Source organism: Lentzea sp., assembly GCF_035525475.1.
GTDB lineage: Bacteria > Actinomycetota > Actinomycetes > Mycobacteriales > Pseudonocardiaceae > Lentzea.
Window position 1 is genome coordinate 72,483 of sequence record NZ_DATLEC010000251.1, and the last position, 21,960, is coordinate 94,442.

The window sequence follows — 21,960 nt, forward strand, 5'->3', positions numbered from 1 at the left end:
AAGTTTTCCCGACCTGTGTCACCACCGCACGGACCGGCATACCTTCCCTTCGGTTGGTATTGATTTCTCCACGTGATTTTTGATGCCGGCCTCTGTGGGGTTGAGCTCCGGTCCGCTTTGGTCGTCCGCGGCGAATCTATTGATCATCGCCGGCCGGTGCGGTCGTGCGAACGATGTTGCCCGTCGAGGTGGCCGGCAGCCGCCTCGATCAGCCCGTCGAGGTGGCTGCGAGTGGTGAGCATGGCCGAGATCTGCCCGTCGATCCGCTCCCGCTCACGCCGCATCACGTGCAGCGTCTCGACTGTGACGCACGCCGCGGGAGTGTCCACACAGGGCAGGAGTGTGGCGATCGTCTCGCTCGACAGACCGGCGTCGTACAGCCGGCGCAGCCAGTGCACCCGGTGCACCGCGGTTTCGGTGTACAGCCGGTGCGCTCCCGTTGTCCGGGTCGACGTCAGCAGGCCCTGCTGTTCGTAGTAGCGCAGCGACCGGACGCTCACTCCTGTGCGGGCGGCCAGCTCGCCGATGCGCATCAGAGTGTCCTTTGTGGTCACTGTAACCTCCGCCACTTCGGGTTGAACCTGACATTGATGTCAGATTTTACCCTTCGGTCGGAACCTCAACGGAAAAGGACAGCGCCATGGACATCGAAGGATCGGTCGCCTTGGTCACCGGGGCCAATCGCGGCCTCGGCAAGGAGTTCGTCAGCCAGCTGGTCGAGCGCGGCGCGAAGAAGGTGTACGCCACTGCCCGTGACGTCAGCACCATCACCACGCCGGGCGTCGTGCCCCTGGCCCTGGACCTGCTCGACCCGGCAAGCATCGAACTGGCGGCGCAGCAGGCCGGGGACGTGACCCTGCTCGTCAACAACGCCGGGATCTCCACCGGCCAGAACCTCGTGCGCGGTGACCTGGCCCAGGTCCGCCGGGAGATGGAGACCCACTTCTTCGGCACGCTCGGCGTCACCCGCGCCTTCGCCGACATCCTCGGCCACAACGGCGGTGGGGCCATCATCAACGTCCTGTCGGCCCTGTCCTGGTTCTCCTGGAACGGCGCCACGTCGTACTCGGCCGCGAAGGCGGCGGAGTGGAGCCTGACCGCCGGCACGCGCGCCGAGCTCGCCGGCCAGGGCACGCAGGTGCTCGGGCTGCACCTCGGCGCCGCCGACACCGACATGATGGCCGGTTACGAGGGTCCCCTGCTCAAGGCGAGCGACGTGGTGAAGGCGGCCTTCGACGGCCTGACCGACGGTGCCGTCGAAGTCCTCGTCGACGAGTGGAGCCGCACCGTCAAGGCTGGTCTCGCCGCGGATCCGGCCGAGTTCTACGCGAAGGTGGCGGCGAACCTGCCGTGAACCGGAGGCCGGATCCGGGTGTCGATCCGGCCGGTGGGCTACGCCCCGCTCATGCCCAGGATCAGCGCGACCGCGTCCTCCGAGCACGCCCCCGGCGTCAGGACCTCCTGCAGCAGCAGGCCGCGGATCGCGGCGACGGTGACGGTGGCCCTGGTCAGTGCCGCCTCGGAGGGGAGTCCTTCGCGTTCCGCCAGCGAGGCCAGCATCCTGGTGAGGTCGTCGAGCGACGAGATGAACTCGCGGAACTCGTCCGGGCTGTACGCGGCCAGCCCCACGACGTGGAAGAACCCGCGGATGCGCGACAGCTGGTCCTGGCGGGTGTAGGCCCGCCAGATCGCCAGGACGAGGTCGTCGAAGGTGCCGTGGCCGGCGTCCCGGAACAGCGCCTCGTTGTCCCGGGTCCGCTGTGCCGCGAGCACGGCCGCCAGGACGCCCGTGAGCGACCCGAAGTGGTACCGCAGGAGCGCGTGGCTGGTCTCGGTGCGGGCCGCGATCTCGCGGAGTGAGGTCTCCGGTGGTGGGAGGCCGTCGTCGAAGACGTCGAGGAGGCGCGCCAGGAGGCGCTCGCGTGCATCGCCGTTGCGTGCCGTGCTTGACAGGACCACCTCCGTAGTTTATCCATTGGAAAAGCAATTTATCCATTGGAAAAACCCCGGAGGGCTCGTGGGACGGTTCCAGGTGGTGGGCGCGACGGTCGTGGACGGGTCGGGTCGCGATCCGGCCGACGTCGCCGTCGCGGTCGAGGACGGCCGCATCACCGGGCTCGGTGCCTCCGGCTCGGACGGTGAACGGCTCGACGCCGGTGGGCTGACGATGACGCCCGGCCTGATCGACGCCCACGTCCACCTGGGGTTGTCGAGCCTCATCCAGCCTCAGTTCTCGTTCCGGATCAGTGCCGCCGAGATCGCGGCGGACATCTTCGCCACGGCCGGCGCGGCGCTCGACGCCGGCTTCACGACCGTCCGGGACACCGGCGGGATCGACGGCGGTGTCGTCACCGCGATCGCGAAGGGCAAGGTCAGGGGGCCGCGCGTCGTGTCGTGCGGACCTGTCCAGTGCCAGACGGGCGGCCACGGCTACTACGGGGCCGAGTGGGAGCCCACCGAGCTGTGGAGCAGCCATCACGTTCCTGGCCTGTGCGCCCTGTCCATGATGGCGGGCAACGCGGATGAGCTGCGGCGCAACGTGCGCGAGGCGTTCCGGCGCGGGGCGTCGTTCCTGAAGCTCTGCGTGACCGGCGGGGTGGTGGGCGGCAAGGACCGGCTGACCGACACCCAGTTCACCGTCGAGGAGATCGCCGTCGCCGTGCAGGAAGCCGCGGCGCGGGGCACCTACGTGACGGTGCACGCCCACAACAACGAAGGCATCCGGAACGCGGTCGAGGCCGGGGCGCGCTGTGTCGAGCACGGCACGGATCTCGACGAGCCGACGGCCGCTCTGATGGCCGCTCGCGGGGTTGCTCTCGTGCCCACGTTCGCCGTCGTCGAGCGGCTGCTGCACGATCCTGCCGCAGCCGGCCTGGACGAATCGGTCCGCGATCGCGTGGCGGGGGCGCGGGAGCGGATGGCCGGGGCGCTCGCCGTCGCCAAGGAGGCCGGGGTGCGGATCGGGCTGGGTTCCGACCTCATCGGCCCGGATCAGGACCGCCGCGGCGAGGAACTCGCATTGCGCGCGCAGCTCGAGACGCCGATGGAGGCTCTCGTGGCGGCCACGAAGACCAACGCCGAGATCATCGGTCTGCCCGAGGTGGGCGTCATCGCTCCCGGCAAGCGGGCGGATCTCGTGCTCTGGAACGGCAACCCGCTCGAAGACCCGAACATTTTCGCCGACCCCGGCAACGCCGTACTCGTCGTCCAATCCGGACGTGTTGTGAAGGACCTCCGATGAACACCATGTGGCACGGCTGCCTGGCCGACACCGACTACTTCGAGCTGCGTTCCAGCGGTGGGCACGACTACGGCGTCTGGGTCACCACGCCGCCGCGCTACGACCCCGCCACAGCGCAGGCGCCCGTCGTGTACGTGCTCGACGGCAACTGGGCGGTGGGCCTGACGGCCCCGCTCATCGTCACCCAGCACGACCCCATGCAGAAGATCAAGCCGTACGTCCAGGTCAGCGTGGGCTACGCGGGTGAGGAAGCGGAGCACTGGGCGAGGCTGCGCAACAGGGACCTCGTGCCACCCGGCGAGCCCGTCGCCCAGGAGTTCCTCGACGCCGTGGAGATGGGAGTCCAGGCGGGCTCGATGACCCGTGAGCAAGCCGATGCCTACATCGACGAACTGCGGGACACGCAGGGCGACGCGTTCCTGCGCTTCATCACCGACGAACTGCACCCCCGGATCGAACGCGACTACGGCACGGCCGCGAGCGGTCACGGCCTTTTCGGCTACTCCTACGGCGGACTCTTCAGCCTCTACGCCTGGCTCACCGGCACCACTCTCTTCGAGAGCATCGGAGCGGGCAGCCCCGGCGTCGCCAGCGAGGACAGCCAGGTCTTCGCGCAGATCCAGGACCTGGGCGACCAGCCGGCCAAGCTCCACCTGACCTTCAACGACCGGGAGATCCTCGGGAACGTGCCCATCTACCAGAACCTCACGAAGAACGCGGCCACCGTCCTGCACCGCCTCACCTCCCGCGGCGCGGCCGTCACCAGCGAGGTGCTGCGCGAGACGCACGTGACCGGTCTGCAGGCCTCGTTCCTCAGCTACCTCAGGACCTGCCGTGCTCTGTGAGGAAAGAGGGTGACGTGTGAACACCGATGTGGTCGTGATCGGGGCAGGTGTGATCGGATCGTCGATCGCCCTCGAACTCGCACGGGCGGGGCACCGGGTGATCGTGCTCGATCGGGCACCGGGTGCCGGACAGGGATCGACCTCGGCATCGAGCGCGATCGTCCGGTTCAACTTCTCCACCACCGCCGGGGTGGCGACGGCCTGGGAGTCGCATTTCGGCTGGCTCGACTGGGCCGGCCACCTCGGGCACGACGTCGGCGACCTCGCGGTGTTCCGCAAGAGCGGGCTGGTCGTGCTGGACGTCGAGGCGGCTCCGCGTACGTCGTGGCTCCCGTTGTTCGACGAGATCGGTGTTCCCTACGAGGAGTGGGACAGCGCGACTTTGGCCGAGCGCGTTCCCGGTGTCGACGTCGGCCGCTACTGGCCGCCGAAGCGGCTCGACGACGAGCAGTTCTGGGAGGACGCGGAACTCTCGCTCGGTGGCGTGTACACCCCGGACGCCGGTTACGTCTCAGACCCGAGCCTCGCCGCCGTGAACCTCGCCTCCGCGGCCTCGGCGTGTGGAGCGGAGTTCCGCTTCCGCAGCACGGTGACAGCGGTGGAGAAGGCCGGTGGGCGCGTGACGTCGGTGCGACTGTCGGACGGCACCCGGATCTCCTGTGCCGTCGTGGTCAACGCGGCCGGTCCGTGGTCGGGCGCGTTGAACCGGTTGGCCGGCGTGGGTTCCGGCTTCACGGTCGGCGTGCGCCCGATGAGGCAGGAAGTGGCGCACGTGCCGGTCCCGGAGGGCTATGGGGGACCGGCGGTGGCGGACATGGACCTGGGCACCTACTTCCGAGGTGAGGTAGGAGGGGGTCTGCTCGTCGGCGGAACGGAACCGGAGTGCGATCCGATGCAGTGGACCGACGACCCGGACGCCGTCGGCATCCATCCGACAGCCGCGGTCTTCGAGGCCCAGGTGACGCGGGCCGCGCGGCGGTTGCCGGACCTGGCGGTGCCCAACCGGGCGCGCGGCGTGGTGGGCGTCTACGACGTCGCCGACGACTGGACTCCGATCTACGACCGCACCGAGCTCGACGGCTACTACGTCGCGATCGGGACGAGCGGCAACCAGTTCAAGAACGCGCCGGTCGTGGGGCAGCTGATGACGGAACTGATCAACCAGGTGGAGAACGGCGCCGACCACGACGCGTCGCCCGTCCGGTTCCGGGCCCCGCGCACCGGCTTGGAGATCGACCTCGGCGCGTTCTCCCGCAAGCGCGACCGGAACACCGCGAACTCGGGCACGGTGATGGGCTGAGCCCGCGTTGAACGATCTCGAAGTCGTGCGGATCAAGCCGAGGTGATCTTGAGCGGGTCGGCCAGCAGCCTCACGAACCCGTCCAGGTCGTCGTCCATCATCAAGTGCCCGGCATCGGGCACGACGCGCACGTCGCAGCCGGTCGCGCGCAGGGCGTCGAGGTCTTCGCCGCTCAGTTCGCCCGAGATGTGGCGCTTCGGCATGGACAGCGCGGTCAGCTGTTCGCGGAAGGTGACCGGTCGCTCGGCCAGCAACGACACGGCGGTGCGGTGCAACCCGTGTGGTGACCACCGGCGCAGCGTGCGCAGGCCCACCGCCGTGTCCTCCGCGTCGATGATGCTCCGCATTCCGGTCGAGACGAAGGTGTCCTCGTCGAAGCTCGCGATCTGCGCCGACATCGTCCCGACGCCGGGGTCGAGGTTCGGCTCGGCCACGATCAGCTCACCGACGAGATCCGGGCGCTGCGAGGCCAGGCTGATCGCGATCGAACCACCGAGCGAGTGCCCGACGAGAGTGATCGCGCGGAGTTCGAGTGCGTCGATCACCGCTGCGACAACGGATGCGTGCTCCTCGATCGTGTGCGCGAACGTGTCGTCGTGGTCGCTCCAACCGCTGCCCACCAGGTCGACCAGCACGTGCCGGCCCCGGCCCGCGACCTCGGGGTGGCCGATGACCGGCGCGAACGTCACGGTGCTCGCCAGCCCGAGGCCACCGAGGTAGACGCTCGTGCGGCCGCCGGTGGCGCCGACGTCGAGGTAGGCGGCATGGGCGCCGGACGGGGTGACTCGCAGCAGCTTCACTCCGTCATTATCGAGGTGGCCGTACGGCTCACGGCCGCACGCCTGGTCCGAAGCCCGTCCAGCGCAGCTCGGGTGGCAGGTGGCCCATGTCGTTGTAGAGCACCAGAGCCGGTGGCGTGCCGTCGCGGTGCTGGATCACCGTAAGTGCCGTGTTGCCGCAGCTCATCGCGAGCCACCGGGCGGGCGGGGCGCCGAGGGCGTCCCGCACCAACCAGGCCACCTGGTAGGCGTGCGTGACCAGCACCTCGTGCGTCTCGGTCTCGGCGGGTCGCGCGAACCGTGCGGTCAACGACTCCGCGAGCCTTGCGCCGGCGGCTGCCTCCCCGGCGTCGTAGCCGTCGAAGAACCCCGCCCAGGCGGGTGGCACGTCTTCCGGCACGTGCGGCACGTGGTCCACCAGCTCCGCCGCCGCACCGACGGCGACGCCCGGCAGGTGTTCGCCGAGGATCCGCGCGGTGCCGGCGGCGCGCGGCAGAGGGGAGTGCCACACGGCGTCGACCGGCAGCCTGGCCAGGCGCTCTCCGAGCAGGTGCGCCTGCTGGTGTCCGACGTCGGTCAGTTCGCCGAACGGGCTCGCCGCGCCGTGCCGGACCACGTACAGGTGCCGAGTCGCCATCCGCGCCCCCATCATGTTGCCATCATTCGGATGATGACAACATCCTAACCGCTACCAGGGTACAGCCGTGCCGTCCCAGGAGAAGAAGCCACCGGTAGGGCCGTCGTCCGGCAGTAGGGCGAGATGGACGGCTCCCGCGGCGGCTTCCGCCGGATCGCCGCCGGCTGCGGCTCGGGCGGTCAGGTCGGTGGCGCGGAGGCCGGGGGCGAGGGCGTTGACCTTGAACCCGTCGAGCGTCTGGGCGTAGAGGACGGTGAGGGCGTTGAGGGCGGCTTTGGAGGAGCGGTAGGCGGCGGCGCCTCCATTGCCGGGGGCGAACTGCGGGTTGGGGTTGGTGCTCCAGGTCAGCGACGCGGTGCCGCTGGAGACGTTCACGATGCGCGGGTGCGGGGACCGGCGCAGGGCGGGCAGGAAGGCGTTGGTCACCGCCACCACGCCGAAGACGTTGGTCTCGAACGTCCGGCGCATCTCGTCGAGGTCGGTGTCGGCCGGTGTGGCGAGGGACGGTGCGATGCCGGCGTTGTTGACCAGCACGTCCAGGCGGTCCACCTGTGCCGCGGCTCGTGCGATGCCGTCGGGGTCCGTCACGTCGAGGACCAGGAGGTGGCCGCCGATCTCCTCGGCGGCCTTCTTCCCGAGCTGCGGGTCGCGCGAACCCACGTGGACGGTGAATCCTTCGGCGACGAGCAGGCGGGCGATGTGGTGGCCGATGCCCTTGTTGGCGCCGGTGACCAGAGCGGTGCGATCGTTCATGTCGACCACGGTGCTCCGGCGGCAGGGGCGCTGCCAGGGATAACCTGTACCAGGCAGGGGAGGAGGCCGCATGGCACGGCAGGAGCTGGCCCGCTTCCTGCGGGACCGCCGGACGGCCCTGCGTCCGCACGACGTCGGCCTGACGGTGACGGGTGCCGACCGCCGCACGCCGGGGCTGCGCCGCGAGGAGGTCGCGGACCTCGCCCACATGTCGGTCGACTACTACACGCGCCTGGAGCAGGCCCGCGGCCCGCGCCCGTCGGCGCGGATCCTGGACGGGCTGGCGCAGGCGTTGCTGCTCACGCCGGCCGAGCGCAGCCACCTGTTCCGCCTGGCGGGGTCGAGCACGCCGCCCGGCGCGAGTGCCGTGCGGAGGGTTCGCCCGCACGTGGCGCGGATGCTGGAGCGGTTGCCGGAGACCGCTGCCATCGTGACGGACGCGTCCTACGGCGTGGTCGCCTGGAGTCCGCTGGCCGAGGTGCTGCTCGGTTTGCGGGACGGGACGACCAACCTCGCCAGGCGACACTTCCTGGGGCAGGGGTACGAGAGTTCCAGCGCCGAGGAGTTCGGGCGCGTGGTGGTCGCCAGGCTGAGCCGCGCGGCGGACCGCTACCCGCACGACCCGCAACTGAGGGCCCTGCTGGACGAGTTGCACGCCGGCAGCGAGGAGTTCCGGCGGATCTGGCAGACGCGACCGGTGCACGCGCCCGGTCACCGCACCAAGACCATCCAGCACCCCGAGTTCGGCGAGCTGCGGTTGAACTGCGACGTGCTCCTCGTGCCCGAGGACGACCAGGAGGTCGTGCTGATCACGGCCGACGCGGGGTCGCCCTCCGCGCGGACCCTGAGCCGGCTGGCCAGGCAGGCGGTCTGAACCCGAGACGCGTGACCAGCAGCTGAACGACGGCCGCCGCCGCGATGCCGAGCGCGAACGCCGCGATGCCGAGCGGAACCACGGCGAGCACGAAGCAGAAGGCCGCGAACCCCGGCAGGCCCGTCAGCACGCCGACCAGCGCTCGCGTGGCCACCGCCGATCCCTGCTGGGCGTGGACGAAGCCCGCCAGGACCGTCGTCGCGATCGGGAACGGCGCGAGCAGACCGGTCCAGCCGGGACCGAGCGCGCTGGACGCCGTGGTGATGACGAGCACCAGGACACCGGTGGCCACGGCGCGGGCCGGCAGGTCCCACGTCGGTGATCGCTTGAGTTCTCTTTCCGGTTCGGGCTTCGGCATGGACAGCATGGCGAGCGTGGTCGCGGCCAGGCTGCACGCGAACGCGCCGAGCGCCGGGACGTGGGCGAACGACAGCGCGAAGTCCACGCCCAGCACGGCGATCCACGTCGTGGCCGTCGTGACGACCCAGCCCGCCTGACGGCCGACGTGGGCGAACACCACGGCGAACACCGCCAGCGAGACGAGCCCGAGCAGTGAGGAACCGGCTGCCCGCGCTGCGAAGTCCGCGCCGTGCTGGCGGTAGGTGATGAACAGGATCGGCCCGGCCACGATCGGAAGCCCGACGAGCACACCGGCGACCGCGGGACCCCAGCGACGGCCCGCCAGGGCGGAGACCACGATCAGCGCGGGGGCCAAGAAGAGCTTCAGCAGCAGAACGCCCACTTGCGGGCAGTCTGCCAGACGGATCGTGGTGGTCGACGCGTCGACCACCACGATCCGTTGGGGTGACTAGGAAACGCCGCAGCTCGGTGCGGACCAGAAGCGGCTGGACTTGTGCGCGACGTGCACGTGGTCGTTGTGGCCGGTGTAGCCCGGGCCGAGGATCTCGTTGAAGCCGTGGTTGCGGGCCTGCTTGGCCAGCGCGCAGAAGCCCTGCGCCCCCGCGCCCAGGTCGACCGCGTCGCCGTAGAGGTGACGGCTGCCGGACGCGCCGCCGACGGCGTTGTTGCAGGAGACGCTGCGGAAGCCGCCGTTGACGTCGATCGGCCTGTCGCCCATGGCGTGCCGCATGGCCTGCAGCTTCCACATGGACACCAGGGCGTTGGCGCGCGCGGTGGCCGCGGAGACGTTGCCGCCGGACCAGTCGGAGTTGCAGTTGTTCAGCTCGTCGTAGCTGAAGTTGACCGGCGTGCAGTCGTTGTCCTGCAACGCGTAGAGCTTCGAGAACGTCGCGGAACCGGCGATGCCGTCCGCGCCCAGGCCGTAGGCCTGCTGGAAACGGGTCACGGCCGCCTTCGTGGCGGGCCCGAACTGCCCGTCGATGCCGAGCACGGCGCCGTAGCCGGGGTAGCCGGCCACGCGGATCTGCAGCTGGCGCACGTCCTCACCGGATGCTCCCTCCGAGAGGGTGCGTCCCCAGGTGTAGCAGGCGTCGGCCGCGGTCACGGGGTCCGCCTGGGCCGCGGCAGGTGTGACGACGACGCCGGCGAACAGGGCGAGCGCCGGTAAGAGGAAGCGGAGTTTCACGACAGGTGCACCTTTCGGTCGCAGGGAGGTGCAGCCTGTCGAGTCCGCGCTGGTTCTGTCAACGACCAACCAACTGAACTTCTAGTGAGGCGGAGGGAAACCACCCGGACAGATCTGGCCGTGCGACCAGGTCGGCCGCCGGGGTGGAGCCTGCTCCACCCCGCATCCGGCAGTGGAGGGGATCTTCATCGCGGCGTCCGTTCATTAGCGTTTCGGCCATGACGAACAACATCGCAGCCACCAACACCCGCACCCGCGCTCTCCTGTGGACCGGCCTCGTGCTGAGCGCCCTCATCAACGCGGTCGTGCAGACCACGGGCATCAGCACGGTCGTCGGCATCGCCTTCGGCGTGCTGGCGCTGCTGTTCGGCGCCGGCCTGGTCGTGCACTACCGCAAGCGCTGAAAAAGCCGGGCTGATCGGACCAATGGCGGCTACTCCTCTTGGGGTGACGGGGTTTCCGCCTGCGGTGTCGAGTAGCTCCACTCGGGCTTCCCGCCCGCCGCGTTCGACGTGATCTCCGGGCCGACGAGGAGGAAGCGCGCCTCCTCCTCGGCCACCGGGCAGTGCTCCGTGCCGCGTGGGATGACGAACAGCTCACCGGGCCCGAGCTCGACGTCGCGGTCCCTGAGCTGGATCGTGATCCGTCCGGAAAGGACGAGGAACGTCTCGTCCTGGTCGTCGTGGGTGTGCCAGTTCGTGGACCCGATGCCCTTGGCCACCTTGAACAGGTTCCCGTTGGCGCTGGCGACCTCCCGCTGCGACCAGAACTCCGTCAGGGTGGCCGCCTGTGCCGCCAGGTCGACCTTCTGCGGCCCTCGCTCGGTGTGTGACATGACGCCACTGTCGCAGCGCAGACGGGCGAACGGCCGTGACGAGACTGTCAACCTGCGCAAAAATCCTGTCATCTGCGCTTGAATCATGAGCATGGCCTACGACTCACCGCGCCGCATCGACCGGTCGGTGTTGACGCAGTGGTGGAGCGACGTGACTTTCCTCCACTGGCGCGTTCCTCCCGCGTCGGTGCGGCACCTGCTGCCTGCGGGCGCGGAACCGGACGTGGTCGGCGGCGACACGTTCGTCGGGCTCGTCGCCTTTCGCCTGTCCCCGTTGGGCTGGCCCGCGCTGACCGGGCGGTGGAGCTTCCCGGAGACCAACGTCCGTCTGTACACCGTCGACCGGTGGGGACGACGTGGTGTCGTGTTCCTGTCGATGGACGCCGCCGACCTGATGTTCGTGGCGGGCGCACGGGCCGCGACGAAGCTGCCCTACACGTGGTCGGACATGGCCGTGCGCCGGGACGGCGACGAGATCGGCTACACCTGCAGGCGCAAGTGGCCGCGCAGTCCCGGCGCTACGAGCACGCTCATCGTGCGGCCGGGGGAGAGGATCACCCAGCCGAGTCCGCTGGAGGAGTTCCTGACGGCACGGTGGGGTCTGCACACTTCGTGGTTCGGCCGGACCACCTACCTGCCGAACCACCACGCCCCGTGGGAACTCCACCGCGCCACGGTCGTCCGCTGCGACGACAACCTCGTTGCCACGGCTGGGATATCGGTCGACGGTGCGCCGATGAGCGTCCTGCACTCGCCCGGAGTGCGGGCCAGGTTCGGGATTCCGGCCGGCACCCGGACGCCTCGCCCCGCGGCCGGCTGATCAGCCGGGGATGTCGCGCGGATCGCTGCTGCGCGGGTAGGTGTTCTTCTCGCTGATCGTGCCGTCCAGGTTGCGGATGATGTGCTCGACGCCGCGTTCGATGGCCATCTCGCGCCCCTTCGCGACGGCCTCGTCCTTGGTGCCGTGCGTGCTGGATGCCTGCGAGTTGCCTTCCACCTTGTTCTTCCACGTGTCGTTCTCGTGGTAGGTCTCGACATCGCCCTGCATCAACGCCTCCTCGGATAGTGGTTGCGAGAAGGGTGCCCAGACGGCAGCTCTCCGACACCACCGGTTCGGCCGGGAAGGACGGAGTCCTCAGTGGACGGTCAGGTCAGCCGGTCGTGGCCGGACCGTGCCAGTCGAGGCACAGGACCATCGCGGCGGCGGCGGTGGTGGTGCCGGTGGTGCGGTGCCCGGCCAGCTGCTGGAGGACTTCCCCTGGGGACCTGGGGCGGCGGGCAGCAGCCGGGTCAGGTTGATCGCGCGGGCCAGCGACCGCGCTCCGTAGAGCTCACCCGCGGGCGAGGCCACGTCGTAGACGCCGTCGCTCACGAACACCAGCCTGTCGCCGGGCTGCACCCGCAACGCCCTCACCGTCACCCACACCATCCGCACGCTGACCCGCGAGAGCCACCCGTTCGAACACCTGGTGCGCCGCGCCGCCGAGATCGACGCAGGCCTCATGGCCACCGTGCTGCTCGCCCGGCTCGACCCACGCACCGGTGTGCTGCGGCTGGCCGGTGGCGGCCACCCGCCCGCCCTGCTCTACACCGACGGGCTCGTCGAGAGCCGCGGCGACGTGGACGAGGGCGAACAGCGTCTCGTCCGCGCGGCGAGCGTGTGTGCGAAGCATCCTCTCGACGCCGCGTTGTCCGGCTAGCTGAGCCGGCCGGACAGCTTGGTGTGCAGGTGTTCGCTGTCCGGGTTGAGGCCGATGATCTCCGCCTTGACGCCGCGGGAGGCGAACTTGGCGGTGACGGCGTCGAGCGTGGCGACGGCGGAGCTGTCCCAGACGTGGGCGCCGGAGAGGTCGATGACCACCTTGGACACCGTGCCGGTGTAGTCGAAGGCGTGCATGAGCTCGGTGGTGGAGGCGAAGAACAGCTCGCCGGTGACGGCGTAGACGCGGAGGTCGCCGTCGGGGTCGAGGACGCTGGAGACGTCGACGAGGTGGGCGACGCGGCGGGCGAAGAAGATCGCGGACAGCAGGGCGCCGGCCAGGACGCCGAGAGCCAGGTTGTGGGTGGTGACGACGGTGACGACGGTCACGACCATCACCGCGGTCTCGCTCTTCGGGGTGCGGCGCAGCGTCGCGACCTTGATGCTGGTCCAGTCGAACGTGCTGACCGACACGAAGACCATGACCGCCACGAGCGCGGCCATCGGGATCAGCGACACGACCGGGCCGAGCACGAAGACGAGGACCAGCAGGAACACGCCGGCCGCGAGCGTGGACAACCGGGTGCGGCCACCGGACCTCACGTTGATCATCGACTGGCCGATCATCGCGCAGCCCGCCATGCCACCGAGGAAACCGGTGGCGATGTTGGCGACGCCCTGGCCGCGGACCTCCCTGCCCTTGTCCGAGCCGGTGTCGGTGATGTCGTCGAGCAGTTGCGCGGTGAGCAGCGACTCGATCATGCCGACGGCGGCCAGCGTCACCGCGTAGGGCGCGATGATGACGAGCGTGTCCACGGTGAACGGCACCACCGGCAGGCCGAAGCCGGGCAGTGCGGTGGGCAGTTCGCCCTGGTCGCCGACGGTGGGCACGGTGATGTGCAGGAACACCGTGAGCGCGGTGACCACGACGATCGCGACGAGCGGCGCCGGCACGACCCTGGTGAGCCGGGGGAGCAGGTAGATGATCGCGAGACCGAGCACCGCGAGCGCGATCACCGGCCAGCCGCCTCGGGTGATGTGCGGGACCTGCGCGGCGAACAACAGGATCGCCAGCGCGTTGACGAAGCCCACCATCACCGTGCGCGGCACGAACCGCATGAGCTTGTGCACGCCCAGCAGTCCGAAGAGGATCTGGAACACGCCGGTGAGCACGGTGGCGGCGAACATGTACTCGACACCATGGTCGCGCACGAGCCCCACGAGCACCAACGCCATGGCCCCGGTCGCGGCGGAGATCATGGCAGGGCGGCCACCCGCGAACGCGATGATGATCGCGATGGTGAACGACGCGTAGAGGCCGACCTTCGGGTCGACGCCGGCGATCACCGAGAACGACAACGCCTCCGGGATCAGCGCGAGCGCGACCACCAGGCCGGACAACAGGTCCGCGCGCGGGTTCGCGAACCACGTGGTGCGGGCGCGCTGAAGCAGGGACGGCCGCACGGCGGCCGGGGACGACGACATCGGCACCTCGGGAGATGGGCACGGCGCCTGACGGTGCAGGACGTGCGGCTGGAAAGGGCCTGCTCCGGGGCAGGCACGGGGCCGCGGCTTCTCCGGCGCGACCGGACGAACCCTACCGTGACGTGAGGTGGAGTCGGTGCCGGACGCGTGATCGTGAGCAGCGTCAACCGGAGACGTGCCGCCTCTTCGCGACCCGTCCGAGCCCGTCCTGGACGGCTTTTCGTTGCCGGTGGAGTCGATGACGACGTCCCGGTCCGGGATCAGCACCCGTGACGCCATCTGCGACCGTGCCCGTGCTCGTCGGGACGCGAGGGCCCGCTACCGCAGCTGGTCCCGGCGACGGGTCAGGTAGGCGGTCTCCGCCGTGTTGCCCGCCAGTTCGATGGCCCTGTCGTAGGCCGCCCGCGACTCCTGACCGCGGCCCAGCCGTCGCAGCAGGTCGGCGCGGGTCGCGTGGAAGGGGTGGTAGCCGGCCAGCCTCGGCTCCAGGCGGCCGACGGCCGCCAGCGCCACCTGCGGGCCGTCGAGCTCGGCGACCGCGATGGCCCGGTTGAGCGCGACGACCGGGGAGGGGTCGACGCGGACGAGCTGGTCGTAGAGGGCGAGGACCTGCGACCAGTCGGTGTCGCGCATGTCGCGGGCGGAGGTGTGCACGGCGTTGATCGCGGCGAGGATCTGGTAGCGGCCGGGAGCCACCCCGGCGGCCAGGCGTTCGCGCACCAGGCCGTGGCCCTCGGCGATCAGCGCCGTGTCCCAGGCGCCGCGGTCCTGCTCGTCGAGGGCGACCAGCTCGCCACCGGCCGAGACGCGGGCGGTGCGGCGGGCCTCGGTGAGGAGCATCAGCGCGAGCAGCCCGGTCACCTCGCCGTCATCGGGCAGGAGGTCGCGGATCAGGCGGGTGAGCCGGATCGCCTCGGCGGTCAGGTCGTGCCGCACGGGGTCGGTGCCCGGCCCGGTGGCCAGGTAGCCCTCGTTGAACACGAGGAAGAGCGCGGTCAGCACACCGGAGACGCGGGCGGGCAGGTCCTCGGCGGACGGCACGCGGTAGGGGATGCGCGCCGCCTTGATCTTGGCCTTCGCGCGGGTGATCCGCTGTCCCGTGGCGCTTTCGGCGACGAGGAAGGCGCGCGCGATCTCGGGCACGGTCAGGCCGCCGACCATGCGCAGCGTCAACGCCACGCGTGCCTCCACCGCCAGCGCCGGGTGGCAGCAGGTGAAGATCAGCCGGAGCCGGTCGTCGTCGATGGCGCCGAGAGGCTCTGGGGGTTCGTGCACCACCTGCGCCTCCCTGTGCTTGTCGTCGCGCTTGTTCTCCCGCCGGATGCGGTCGATGGCCTTGCGGTGGGCGGTGGTGGTCAGCCAGGCACCGGGGTTGGGCGGCACGCCGTCGGCCGGCCACCGCTCGACGGCGGTCGCGAACGCCTCGGCCGTCGCCTCCTCGGCGATGTCGAGGTCACCGAAGCGCCGGGCCAGGGTGGCGACGACCCTGGCCCACTCCTCGCGGTGGGCCAGGGCGACCGCCTGGGTTACTGGAACGGCCTGACCTCGACCTTGCGGTGGCAGCTCCTCGACCCCTCGGCCGCGAGCGCGAGTGCCACGTCGAGGTCGGGCGCCTCGATGACCCAGAAGCCGGCGAGGTACTCCTTGGACTCCAGGAAGGGCCCGTCGGTGACCAGGGCATCCTCGCCGCGGTTGTCGATGACGGTGGCCGTGCCGGGCACGGCGAGCCCGCCCGCGAAGACCCAGTAACCCTCATCGCGCAGCCGGTCGTTGAACACGTCGATCGCGTCGTCCACCGCCGGGCTGGTGATGCCGGTTCCGTCGTCGATGACGGAGATCATGTACTGCATCGGATCATCATCCCCTGCTTCAGTTGCCGGGGTACTGCGGACGACCGGCCGGCCGGAAGACCTGGGTCGTGACGCCCTTCGAGTCGACGCGCGACTCCACCAGGTCGAGCGCGAGGTCGGGCCCGTTCTCCGGGAACAACCGCCTGCCCTGACCGACGACGACCGGCACCACGATCAGCGTCATCTCGTCGACCAGGCCGTTCCGCAGCAGCCAGCGGACCAGCGTGCCACTGCCGTGCACCTGCAGTTCGCCGCCGGGCTCGGCCTTGAGCTCCGCGATGGCGGTCGCATCGGGCAGAACGGTGGTGCCGGCCCACGCCGCATCCGCGAGAGTCGCCGACGCCACGTACTTGGGCTGGGAGTTCAACGCCCGCACGACGGGCTCCCAGCCGGGTGCGTCCTGTTCCGTCATGGACCCCCAGGACGAGGAGAACAGGTCGTAGGTCCGCCGTCCGAACAGGAACGCGTCGGCGCGCGCGTAGGTCGCCTTGATGAACGCGTGGGTCTCGTCGTCACCCTTGCCGAGAGCCCAGCCGCCGCGCTCGAACCCGTTCCTGCGGTCTTCCTCCGACGCGCCGCCGTTGCCCTGCACGACTCCGTCGAGGGTGATCTGGGTGTTGGTGGTGAGCTTCATGATCGGGGGCCTCCGGGTTCGGTGCCGCCTCGGTGGCGGCCTCACCCCTGCCACGAACGCGACCGGCCCGGTCCGACATGGTCTCCCGAATTTTCTTCGAAGATCTTTCCTGCGTCGTCGTGAAAGCCCTCGACGGCGCCGTCGGGGGCAGGGGTGCCGCGGTGTTCCGTGCCACGGGAGAGGCCCCACCTGGCCCGCGCAGGAACACCGCGGCGGCTTCAGCCGCCCTGAGGCGGGGTCAGAGCGCGGTTCCGGGGGCGTTGGTGCCGGGGGTGTTGGTGCCGGGGGCGTTCTGCTGGCCGGGGTGGTCGACATCGCCGCGCCAGCCGCCGGTCTCGGCGCCCCGGCGGTGCTCGATGAACTCCTTGAACCGGTCGAGGTCGCCCTGGACGCGGCGGTCGAGGACGCCGAGCTTGTCGGCGACGTTCTCGACGAACCCCTCGGGGTCGAGGTCCATCTGCACGGTGACGCGGGTGTGGCTGGCGTCCAGGCGGTGCACGGTCACCACTCCGGCGTGGTTGGGGCCGGAGTCGGCACGCCACGCGACTCGCTCGTCCGGGTGCTGTTCGGTGATGGTGGCGTCGAACTCGCGCTGCACCCCGGCGATGCTGACGGTCCAGTGGGTGTGGGTGTCGTCGAGCTGGTCGATCCTGTCGACGCCCTCCATGAAGCGGGGGAACTCGGCGAACTGGGTCCACTGGTTGTAGACGCTGGTGACGTCCGCCTCGACGTCGACGGACTTGGTGATCGTGCTCATGACTTGCGACTCCCTGCCGTTGAATCCGGAACCTGGTGACTTAGCGGTACCCGGAAAAACGACTCAGAAACGATCCGCAGCAGGGCGATCGGTCACGATCGGGTGAGCCACTCCGCAAGCAGGGTGCGTTCGGCCTCGGTGAGCTGGTGCAGTGCCGGTAGAGCGCGTTGGACCGTCTCGGTGGCCGTGGACACCGGCTCGTCCGGCGTCTCGCTGGTGAGGACGGCCCGCATCACCACTTCGTACATGGCGTCGGCGAGGCCGGGATCGCGGTCCTGCGGCGGGGTCGAGAGCAGGGCGATCATCGCGCCCGTCCCGGCGGCGTGCACCAGTTCGACCGCTCGTCGTTCGCTGACTCGAAGCCGTCCCGCCGCGGCGACGCGGGCCACGCGCGTCCGGAGGATCTCGATCCCGCTCGTCATCGCCGGGGAGCGGGACGCGCGCACCGGGTCGAGCAGCAGGCTGACCAGTTCGGGGTTGGCCAGGCCGAAGCCGAGGTGCGTCTCCCACCCCGCGCGCAGGTCGGCCACCGGGTCGTCGCTGTGCCGGGTCGTCGCCTTGTCCGCCACGTACGCGGCGAAGACGTGCTCGGCGACGGCGTCGAGCAGGGCGTCCTTGTCCTCGAAGAACCGGTAGATCGTCGGCGCCTGGGTGCCCGCCGCCTGGGCCACCGCGCGGATCGTGACCGCACCGGCCCCCTGGTCGCGCAGCAGCTGTGCCGCGACCTCCACGACGTGTGCCCGTGCCTTGTCCCGGCTGCTGCTCTCCACCACGTTGCTCATTCTAGCGATGTGTTGCTAACGTCGATAGTGTCACCGTTACTACCAGCGTTAGCGAGACAAGAATGATCATCGTCAGCGGAGCGACCGGCAAGCTCGGCGCGCAGGTCGTCGAGCGGCTGCTGGAGCGGGTTCCGGCGAGCCGCGTCGGTGTGAGCGTGCGGGACGTGAACGGCCCGGCCGCGTCGGCCGCCAGAGGAGTCCGGGTCCGGCGCGGCGACTTCGCCGAACCGGACTCGCTCGCCCACGCCTTCGAGGGCGCGTCCCACGTGCTGGTGGTCTCGACGAACGTGACCGGCCCGGCGGCCCTCGCGCATCACGTCGCCGCGATCGACGCCGCCCGCGAGGCCGGGGTGGAGCGCGTCTTCTACACGAGCCACCAGGGCGCCGCGCCCGGCTCGCTCTTCGCGCCGATGCCCGACCACGCCGCCACCGAACAGCACCTCGCGCATACCGGCGTGCCGTTCACCGCGCTGCGCAACGGCTTCTACGCCAGCACGGTCCCGCAGCTGCTCGGCCAGGCGCTGACGACCGGCGAGCTCGTCGCGCCCGCCGACGGTCCTGTGTCCTGGACCGCGCACGCCGACCTCGCCGAAGCCGCGGCGATCCTGCTGGCCGGCGAGGAACGGTTCGACGGACCGACCCCGCCCCTCACCGCCCCGGAAGCCCTCGACCTCGACGACGTCGCCGCGCTGCTGACCGAGATCACCGGCCGCACGATCCGGCGGGTCGTGGTCGCCGACGAGGAGTGGACGGAATCCCTCGTTCGGCACGGTGTTCCCGAGGCTCAAGCCACGCTGCTGCTCGGCATGTTCCACGCTTCTCGGCGTGGGGAGTTCGCGACCACCGGGGACCGGCTGGAGAAGCTCCTGGGGCGCCCCACGACCCCGTTGCGCTCGGTCCTGGAGGCGGCTTTGGAGGGCGCGCGCTGAGCCATGCCGACTGTCCGATCAGGATGGACAAGACCGCACCGGTCACCGCTGGGTCGTGACCCATTCGGCGAGCGAAGCGAGCGTCGTCTCGACGCTGGCCGCCATGTAGTCGCGCAACGCGATCACGTCGGCCTCGGTGCGACCGAGCACGGGGTCCAGGCGGAGCAGCCGCCACGACTGCTCCGCCACCGTCCCGCGACCCTGGGCGCGCAACGTCCAGCTCCACTCGACGATGCCGTCGACCACGAAGGCGAAAACGGCGCCGGGTTCGGCTTTCACGACCTGCGAGCGGCTGGTCCACTCCTTGTCGCCCCTGCGGTTGCGGCCGCTGAACCACGCTCCGGCCTCGGGTCCGGCGCCGTCGTCGTAGGCGGCGTCGGTCGCGTTCGGGCTCCAGCGGCTGATCGCGGACACGTCGCTGACGAGCCGGTAGACCTCGGCGGGAGTGGCGTCGACCCACGCCTGGCGCGTGAAGGCGAAGTCGGTCACGGCAGGTCCTCCGCGTGTCCCGTGTCCCGCGTCAGCAGGAATGCCAGCCGTAAGAGCCTTGGCGACGCGGTCGCCACGAACTCCTCGAACCCCTCAGGTGAGCGCACCACTTCCGGCCCTTCGACTCAGTCCGTCACCGCTACTACCGGTCGGGCGGCGGGAATGGTTGCCTCGTGTCAGGGACGGGACCGGCGTTCGCGGACGGCGGCGACGACCTCGGCGACCCGGGCGTCGAAGGCGTCGAGCTGCTCGGCCTCGGCGGCGCTCGCGACGAAGGCGCGTCGGTCGACGGCGATGCCCGCGCGCCAGATCCGGTCGATCGCGCGGGTCGAGGTGATGTCGGTCAGCGGGTCACCGGACACGAGCACCAGGTCCGCGCGCCGGCCGGCCGCGACACGTCCCCGGTCGGCCAGGCCGAACACCCGCGCGGGTTCGCTGGTGGCCGCGGCCAGGGCACGCGCGGGACTGAGGCCGCAGCGGACGAGCAGTTCCAGTTCGCGGTGCAGGCTCGCGCCGAACACGGTGCCGGGGTTGGGGGCGTCCGTGCCCGCCAGCAGGGTGACTCCCGCGTCGGCCAGCCGGCGCACGTTGTCCTCGGCCCGCGAGTAGGGAGGACCGCTCAGCCTCGGGATGCCCGCGGTCAGCCGCCGGACCCAGCCGTCCCCGAGCACCTCGGCGAGCCGCGGATCTCCCGCGACCGCCGCGCCTCCCGGTTCGCCGAGGGTGTTCTCGACGGTGGCCAGCGTCGGACCGACCGCGATGCCGGCGTCGGCGATGCGGTCGACCAGCCGCGGGCCGAGTGCGGCGTCCGCGGGGACGTGCGCCACCACGTCCACACCGGCCGACACGACCTGCTCGACACCGGCCACCGAGCTGACGTGACCGACGACGATCAAGCCGCGGGCGTGCGCGGCGGCGACCAGTGCCGTGATGGTCGCGGCGTCGAGCGCCGGCCACCGGCCCCCGACGCCGGAGAAGACCTTCAGGTGGTCCGCGCCCTCGGCGACCCGTTCCGAGACGAACCCCTCGGCCTCGTCGGCGGTGGTCAGTGTCGGGATCGGGGCGTACATCAACGACGGGTGCCCGCCGGGTGCCGTGGCGCCGATACCCGACGACCGCACGTCGGCCACGTTGCTGCGGGAGGCCTGCTCTTTGGCCGCGGCCACCACGTCGGGCTTGCTGAACATGTCGAGCACGGTGGTGACACCGAAGGTCGACGACTGCGCGAGGGCGCCGGGCACGAGGTGCACGTGCGAGTCGATCAGACCGGGGAGCACGGTCCCGCCACCGGCGTCGACCACCTCGTCGCCTTCGCGTGCCGCCGAGACCACCGAGCACTCGGTGATCACCCCGTCCGCGAACCGGACCGACGTCCAGTCCCGCGACCGCGTCCCGTCGAACACCTTGGCGTTCACGATCGTCGTTGCCACCACGCTGACCTCTTCCCGGCTTGTCGGAGATCCACTCCACCGGCTCCTACCAGGCCGATCAACCACCGATTCGGCCGTGGAACAATCACCGGGAGGAATCGATCGAAAGGGTGGCGGTGGAAGTCCGGCAGCTGCGCTACTTCGTCGCCGTCGCCGAGCACGAACACTTCGGCCGCGCCGCCGAGACCCTGAACATCGTCCAGCCCGCGGTGAGCAAGCAGGTCGCACGGCTGGAACGCGAGCTCGGCCTGACCCTGTTCGACCGCTCGCACCGCCGGGCCCGGCTCACCCCGGACGGCCAGGCGTTCCTCGTCCACGCGCGCCGGGCACTGCGCGCCGTCGACCGCGCTGCCGCGGCCGCCGCCGACATCGCCGCCGGCAACACCGGTCTGCTGCGCGTCGGCAGCAGCGTCGTGTTCACCCCTCGCATCGAAGCCGCTCTCGCCGCGGTCCGCTCGGCGCACCCCGGCATCACGATCCAGGTGACGAGCTCCGTCTCGACGGTCGACCAGCTCGCCGCCGTGGCCGCCAACGAGTTCGACGCCGCTTTCGTTCCGGCGCCACCCGACGCCCCGGGCGTGCGGATCCACCACCTCTGGGACGAGCCGCTGCTCCTGGCCGTCCCCGCCGCGCACGCCCGCGCTGCCCGCGATCTCGCCGCGCTGGCCGAACTCCCGTTGTCCCGGCCCGCCCGCGCGGACAACCCCGGCGTCCACGACCTGGTGACCGATGCCTGCCGGGCGGCCGGGTTCACGCCCCGCGAAGGCCCGGCTTTGGCGCGAGTTCAGGACCTTCTCGCCGGACCGGTCGCCTCGGGGGAGTGCTGGACCGTGCTCCCCGCCGGGCTGGTGTCGCAGGACTTCACCGCCGTCGCCCTCGTGCGGCCCGACCCGCCGATCCACGTTCCCGCCGCGCTCGCGCTGCCCGCCGCACCTCGCGCCGCCGCGTTGAGCCTGCTCGCCGCCGCGCGGTCTGAGATGTGACGCGTCACCGGCTGAACACCTCGGCCAGCAGTGCGTCGGCGTTGCGCGTGACGAAGTCCCGCAGCGCCAAGGGTTTGAGGTCGATCTCGCCGACCAGGTCGATCGGCACCTG

At 70.7% G+C, this 21,960-nt stretch carries 28 protein-coding genes; 10 read left to right on the forward strand and 18 right to left on the reverse strand.

All coding sequences use genetic code 11. From position 1 onward, the window contains the following. Positions 1-143: 143 nt before the first annotated feature. Positions 144-533, reverse strand: coding sequence for a MerR family transcriptional regulator (locus VM306_RS38470; protein ID WP_325523943.1), 390 nt, complete (start codon positions 531-533; stop codon positions 144-146). 107 nt (positions 534-640) lie between these two features. Between VM306_RS38470 and VM306_RS38475 the strand changes: the two genes are divergently transcribed. Then, on the forward strand, positions 641-1,354 hold the full coding sequence (locus tag VM306_RS38475; protein WP_325523945.1) for an SDR family oxidoreductase: 714 nt from the start codon (positions 641-643) through the stop codon (positions 1,352-1,354). A gap of 38 nt (positions 1,355-1,392) precedes the next feature. Here the strand turns inward: VM306_RS38475 and VM306_RS38480 are convergent, their stop codons facing one another. After that, positions 1,393-1,959 (reverse strand): TetR/AcrR family transcriptional regulator, encoded by a 567-nt coding sequence (locus VM306_RS38480; RefSeq protein WP_325523947.1) that lies wholly within the window; start codon positions 1,957-1,959, stop codon positions 1,393-1,395. 58 nt (positions 1,960-2,017) lie between these two features. Between VM306_RS38480 and VM306_RS38485 the strand changes: the two genes are divergently transcribed. The 3 genes from VM306_RS38485 to VM306_RS38495 are packed head-to-tail and all read left to right on the forward strand — an operon-like array spanning position 2,018 to position 5,386. Next, positions 2,018-3,241 (forward strand): metal-dependent hydrolase family protein, encoded by a 1,224-nt coding sequence (locus tag VM306_RS38485; protein ID WP_325524027.1) that lies wholly within the window; start codon positions 2,018-2,020, stop codon positions 3,239-3,241. Beyond that, on the forward strand, positions 3,238-4,086 hold the full coding sequence (locus VM306_RS38490; RefSeq protein WP_325523949.1) for an alpha/beta hydrolase: 849 nt from the start codon (positions 3,238-3,240) through the stop codon (positions 4,084-4,086). The genes VM306_RS38485 and VM306_RS38490 overlap by 4 nt, the downstream gene beginning before the upstream one ends. Positions 4,087-4,102: 16 nt before the next feature. After that, positions 4,103-5,386 carry an FAD-dependent oxidoreductase gene (locus VM306_RS38495; RefSeq protein WP_325523951.1) on the forward strand — a complete coding sequence of 428 codons (1,284 nt, stop codon included), beginning with the start codon at positions 4,103-4,105 and terminating at the stop codon, positions 5,384-5,386. A 32-nt stretch (positions 5,387-5,418) separates the two neighbouring features. Here VM306_RS38495 and VM306_RS38500 read toward each other — a convergent pair whose 3' ends face one another. From VM306_RS38500 to VM306_RS38510, 3 genes are read right to left on the reverse strand one after another with little or no spacing between them, the layout of a single operon-like run. After that, positions 5,419-6,186: an alpha/beta hydrolase gene (locus tag VM306_RS38500; RefSeq protein ID WP_325523953.1), complete on the reverse strand. Its 768-nt coding sequence runs from the start codon at positions 6,184-6,186 to the stop codon at positions 5,419-5,421. 28 nt (positions 6,187-6,214) lie between these two features. Beyond that, the gene (locus VM306_RS38505) at positions 6,215-6,802 is read right to left on the reverse strand and encodes a histidine phosphatase family protein (protein ID WP_325523955.1); all 588 of its coding nucleotides are present in this window, start codon (positions 6,800-6,802) and stop codon (positions 6,215-6,217) included. A 51-nt stretch (positions 6,803-6,853) separates the two neighbouring features. Further along, entirely contained in the window at positions 6,854-7,555 is a 702-nt protein-coding gene (locus VM306_RS38510) for an SDR family oxidoreductase (RefSeq protein WP_325523957.1), read from the reverse strand. A 70-nt stretch (positions 7,556-7,625) separates the two neighbouring features. Here VM306_RS38510 and VM306_RS38515 point away from each other — a divergent pair, with 70 nt between their 5' ends. Continuing rightward, positions 7,626-8,429, forward strand: a complete 804-nt coding sequence (locus tag VM306_RS38515) for a helix-turn-helix transcriptional regulator (RefSeq protein WP_325523959.1) — start codon at positions 7,626-7,628, stop codon at positions 8,427-8,429. On the opposite strand, the gene VM306_RS38520 is transcribed toward VM306_RS38515, so the two are convergent. After that, entirely contained in the window at positions 8,365-9,171 is an 807-nt protein-coding gene (locus tag VM306_RS38520; RefSeq protein WP_325523961.1) for a hypothetical protein, read from the reverse strand. The genes VM306_RS38515 and VM306_RS38520 overlap by 65 nt on opposite strands. A 66-nt stretch (positions 9,172-9,237) precedes the next feature. Continuing rightward, a complete protein-coding gene (locus tag VM306_RS38525) occupies positions 9,238-9,975 on the reverse strand; it encodes a D-Ala-D-Ala carboxypeptidase family metallohydrolase (protein WP_325523963.1) in 738 nt (245 codons plus the stop codon). Between the two features lie 218 nt (positions 9,976-10,193). Here VM306_RS38525 and VM306_RS38530 point away from each other — a divergent pair, with 218 nt between their 5' ends. Next, positions 10,194-10,379 carry a hypothetical protein gene (locus VM306_RS38530; RefSeq protein WP_325523965.1) on the forward strand — a complete coding sequence of 62 codons (186 nt, stop codon included), beginning with the start codon at positions 10,194-10,196 and terminating at the stop codon, positions 10,377-10,379. 29 nt (positions 10,380-10,408) lie between these two features. On the opposite strand, the gene VM306_RS38535 is transcribed toward VM306_RS38530, so the two are convergent. Beyond that, a complete protein-coding gene (locus VM306_RS38535; protein WP_325523967.1) occupies positions 10,409-10,810 on the reverse strand; it encodes a cupin domain-containing protein in 402 nt (133 codons plus the stop codon). A gap of 91 nt (positions 10,811-10,901) precedes the next feature. Here VM306_RS38535 and VM306_RS38540 point away from each other — a divergent pair, with 91 nt between their 5' ends. Further along, on the forward strand, positions 10,902-11,630 hold the full coding sequence (locus VM306_RS38540; protein WP_325523969.1) for a DUF2071 domain-containing protein: 729 nt from the start codon (positions 10,902-10,904) through the stop codon (positions 11,628-11,630). Here VM306_RS38540 and VM306_RS38545 read toward each other — a convergent pair whose 3' ends face one another. Continuing rightward, positions 11,631-11,858: a DUF2188 domain-containing protein gene (locus VM306_RS38545; protein ID WP_325523971.1), complete on the reverse strand. Its 228-nt coding sequence runs from the start codon at positions 11,856-11,858 to the stop codon at positions 11,631-11,633. 87 nt (positions 11,859-11,945) lie between these two features. Further along, a complete protein-coding gene (locus tag VM306_RS38550) occupies positions 11,946-12,314 on the reverse strand; it encodes a SpoIIE family protein phosphatase (protein WP_325523973.1) in 369 nt (122 codons plus the stop codon). On the opposite strand from VM306_RS38550, the gene VM306_RS38555 reads away from it, so the two are divergent. Next, a complete protein-coding gene (locus VM306_RS38555; RefSeq protein ID WP_325523975.1) occupies positions 12,280-12,510 on the forward strand; it encodes a hypothetical protein in 231 nt (76 codons plus the stop codon). The two genes, VM306_RS38550 and VM306_RS38555, sit on opposite strands and share 35 nt — an antisense overlap. Here VM306_RS38555 and VM306_RS38560 read toward each other — a convergent pair. From VM306_RS38560 to VM306_RS38585, 6 genes are all read right to left on the reverse strand, one after another. Beyond that, the gene (locus VM306_RS38560) at positions 12,507-13,994 is read right to left on the reverse strand and encodes a SulP family inorganic anion transporter (protein WP_325523977.1); all 1,488 of its coding nucleotides are present in this window, start codon (positions 13,992-13,994) and stop codon (positions 12,507-12,509) included. The genes VM306_RS38555 and VM306_RS38560 overlap by 4 nt on opposite strands. Before the next feature lie 318 nt (positions 13,995-14,312). Further along, a complete protein-coding gene (locus VM306_RS38565; protein WP_414672502.1) occupies positions 14,313-15,557 on the reverse strand; it encodes an RNA polymerase sigma factor in 1,245 nt (414 codons plus the stop codon). Continuing rightward, positions 15,521-15,844 (reverse strand): YciI family protein, encoded by a 324-nt coding sequence (locus VM306_RS38570; RefSeq protein ID WP_325523979.1) that lies wholly within the window; start codon positions 15,842-15,844, stop codon positions 15,521-15,523. The genes VM306_RS38565 and VM306_RS38570 overlap by 37 nt, the downstream gene beginning before the upstream one ends. 19 nt (positions 15,845-15,863) lie before the next feature. Next, on the reverse strand, positions 15,864-16,478 hold the full coding sequence (locus tag VM306_RS38575; RefSeq protein WP_325523981.1) for a dihydrofolate reductase family protein: 615 nt from the start codon (positions 16,476-16,478) through the stop codon (positions 15,864-15,866). Positions 16,479-16,716: 238 nt separating this feature from the next. Then, entirely contained in the window at positions 16,717-17,235 is a 519-nt protein-coding gene (locus VM306_RS38580; protein ID WP_325523983.1) for an SRPBCC family protein, read from the reverse strand. 92 nt (positions 17,236-17,327) lie between these two features. Continuing rightward, positions 17,328-18,017 (reverse strand): TetR/AcrR family transcriptional regulator, encoded by a 690-nt coding sequence (locus VM306_RS38585; RefSeq protein ID WP_325523985.1) that lies wholly within the window; start codon positions 18,015-18,017, stop codon positions 17,328-17,330. A 62-nt stretch (positions 18,018-18,079) separates the two neighbouring features. Here VM306_RS38585 and VM306_RS38590 point away from each other — a divergent pair, with 62 nt between their 5' ends. Beyond that, positions 18,080-18,946, forward strand: coding sequence for an NAD(P)H-binding protein (locus tag VM306_RS38590; protein ID WP_325523987.1), 867 nt, complete (start codon positions 18,080-18,082; stop codon positions 18,944-18,946). 42 nt (positions 18,947-18,988) lie between these two features. On the opposite strand, the gene VM306_RS38595 is transcribed toward VM306_RS38590, so the two are convergent. Together VM306_RS38595 and VM306_RS38600 are read right to left on the reverse strand one after the other, a co-directional pair. Then, positions 18,989-19,435, reverse strand: coding sequence for an SRPBCC family protein (locus VM306_RS38595; protein ID WP_325523989.1), 447 nt, complete (start codon positions 19,433-19,435; stop codon positions 18,989-18,991). A gap of 176 nt (positions 19,436-19,611) precedes the next feature. Continuing rightward, on the reverse strand, positions 19,612-20,865 hold the full coding sequence (locus tag VM306_RS38600; protein ID WP_325523991.1) for an amidohydrolase family protein: 1,254 nt from the start codon (positions 20,863-20,865) through the stop codon (positions 19,612-19,614). Between the two features lie 110 nt (positions 20,866-20,975). On the opposite strand from VM306_RS38600, the gene VM306_RS38605 reads away from it, so the two are divergent. Beyond that, positions 20,976-21,848 carry a LysR family transcriptional regulator gene (locus VM306_RS38605; protein WP_325523993.1) on the forward strand — a complete coding sequence of 291 codons (873 nt, stop codon included), beginning with the start codon at positions 20,976-20,978 and terminating at the stop codon, positions 21,846-21,848. The last annotated feature ends 112 nt before the right edge of the window (positions 21,849-21,960 follow it).

What these genes read in the sequence shown, in the direction of transcription:
- VM306_RS38475 (WP_325523945.1), top strand. Translation starts at nt 641, where the DNA reads ATGGACATCGAAGGATCGGTCGCCTTGGTCACCGGGGCCAATCGCGGC.
- VM306_RS38570 (WP_325523979.1), bottom strand. Translation starts at nt 15,844, where the DNA reads ATGCAGTACATGATCTCCGTCATCGACGACGGAACCGGCATCACCAGC.
- VM306_RS38585 (WP_325523985.1), bottom strand. Translation starts at nt 18,017, where the DNA reads ATGAGCAACGTGGTGGAGAGCAGCAGCCGGGACAAGGCACGGGCACAC.
- VM306_RS38560 (WP_325523977.1), bottom strand. Translation starts at nt 13,994, where the DNA reads ATGTCGTCGTCCCCGGCCGCCGTGCGGCCGTCCCTGCTTCAGCGCGCC.
- VM306_RS38580 (WP_325523983.1), bottom strand. Translation starts at nt 17,235, where the DNA reads ATGAGCACGATCACCAAGTCCGTCGACGTCGAGGCGGACGTCACCAGC.
- VM306_RS38505 (WP_325523955.1), bottom strand. Translation starts at nt 6,802, where the DNA reads ATGGCGACTCGGCACCTGTACGTGGTCCGGCACGGCGCGGCGAGCCCG.
- VM306_RS38535 (WP_325523967.1), bottom strand. Translation starts at nt 10,810, where the DNA reads ATGTCACACACCGAGCGAGGGCCGCAGAAGGTCGACCTGGCGGCACAG.
- VM306_RS38550 (WP_325523973.1), bottom strand. Translation starts at nt 12,314, where the DNA reads ATGAGGCCTGCGTCGATCTCGGCGGCGCGGCGCACCAGGTGTTCGAAC.
- VM306_RS38575 (WP_325523981.1), bottom strand. Translation starts at nt 16,478, where the DNA reads ATGAAGCTCACCACCAACACCCAGATCACCCTCGACGGAGTCGTGCAG.
- VM306_RS38590 (WP_325523987.1), top strand. Translation starts at nt 18,080, where the DNA reads ATGATCATCGTCAGCGGAGCGACCGGCAAGCTCGGCGCGCAGGTCGTC.
- VM306_RS38490 (WP_325523949.1), top strand. Translation starts at nt 3,238, where the DNA reads ATGAACACCATGTGGCACGGCTGCCTGGCCGACACCGACTACTTCGAG.
- VM306_RS38510 (WP_325523957.1), bottom strand. Translation starts at nt 7,555, where the DNA reads ATGAACGATCGCACCGCTCTGGTCACCGGCGCCAACAAGGGCATCGGC.
- VM306_RS38545 (WP_325523971.1), bottom strand. Translation starts at nt 11,858, where the DNA reads ATGCAGGGCGATGTCGAGACCTACCACGAGAACGACACGTGGAAGAAC.
- VM306_RS38470 (WP_325523943.1), bottom strand. Translation starts at nt 533, where the DNA reads ATGCGCATCGGCGAGCTGGCCGCCCGCACAGGAGTGAGCGTCCGGTCG.
- VM306_RS38540 (WP_325523969.1), top strand. Translation starts at nt 10,902, where the DNA reads ATGGCCTACGACTCACCGCGCCGCATCGACCGGTCGGTGTTGACGCAG.
- VM306_RS38530 (WP_325523965.1), top strand. Translation starts at nt 10,194, where the DNA reads ATGACGAACAACATCGCAGCCACCAACACCCGCACCCGCGCTCTCCTG.
- VM306_RS38515 (WP_325523959.1), top strand. Translation starts at nt 7,626, where the DNA reads ATGGCACGGCAGGAGCTGGCCCGCTTCCTGCGGGACCGCCGGACGGCC.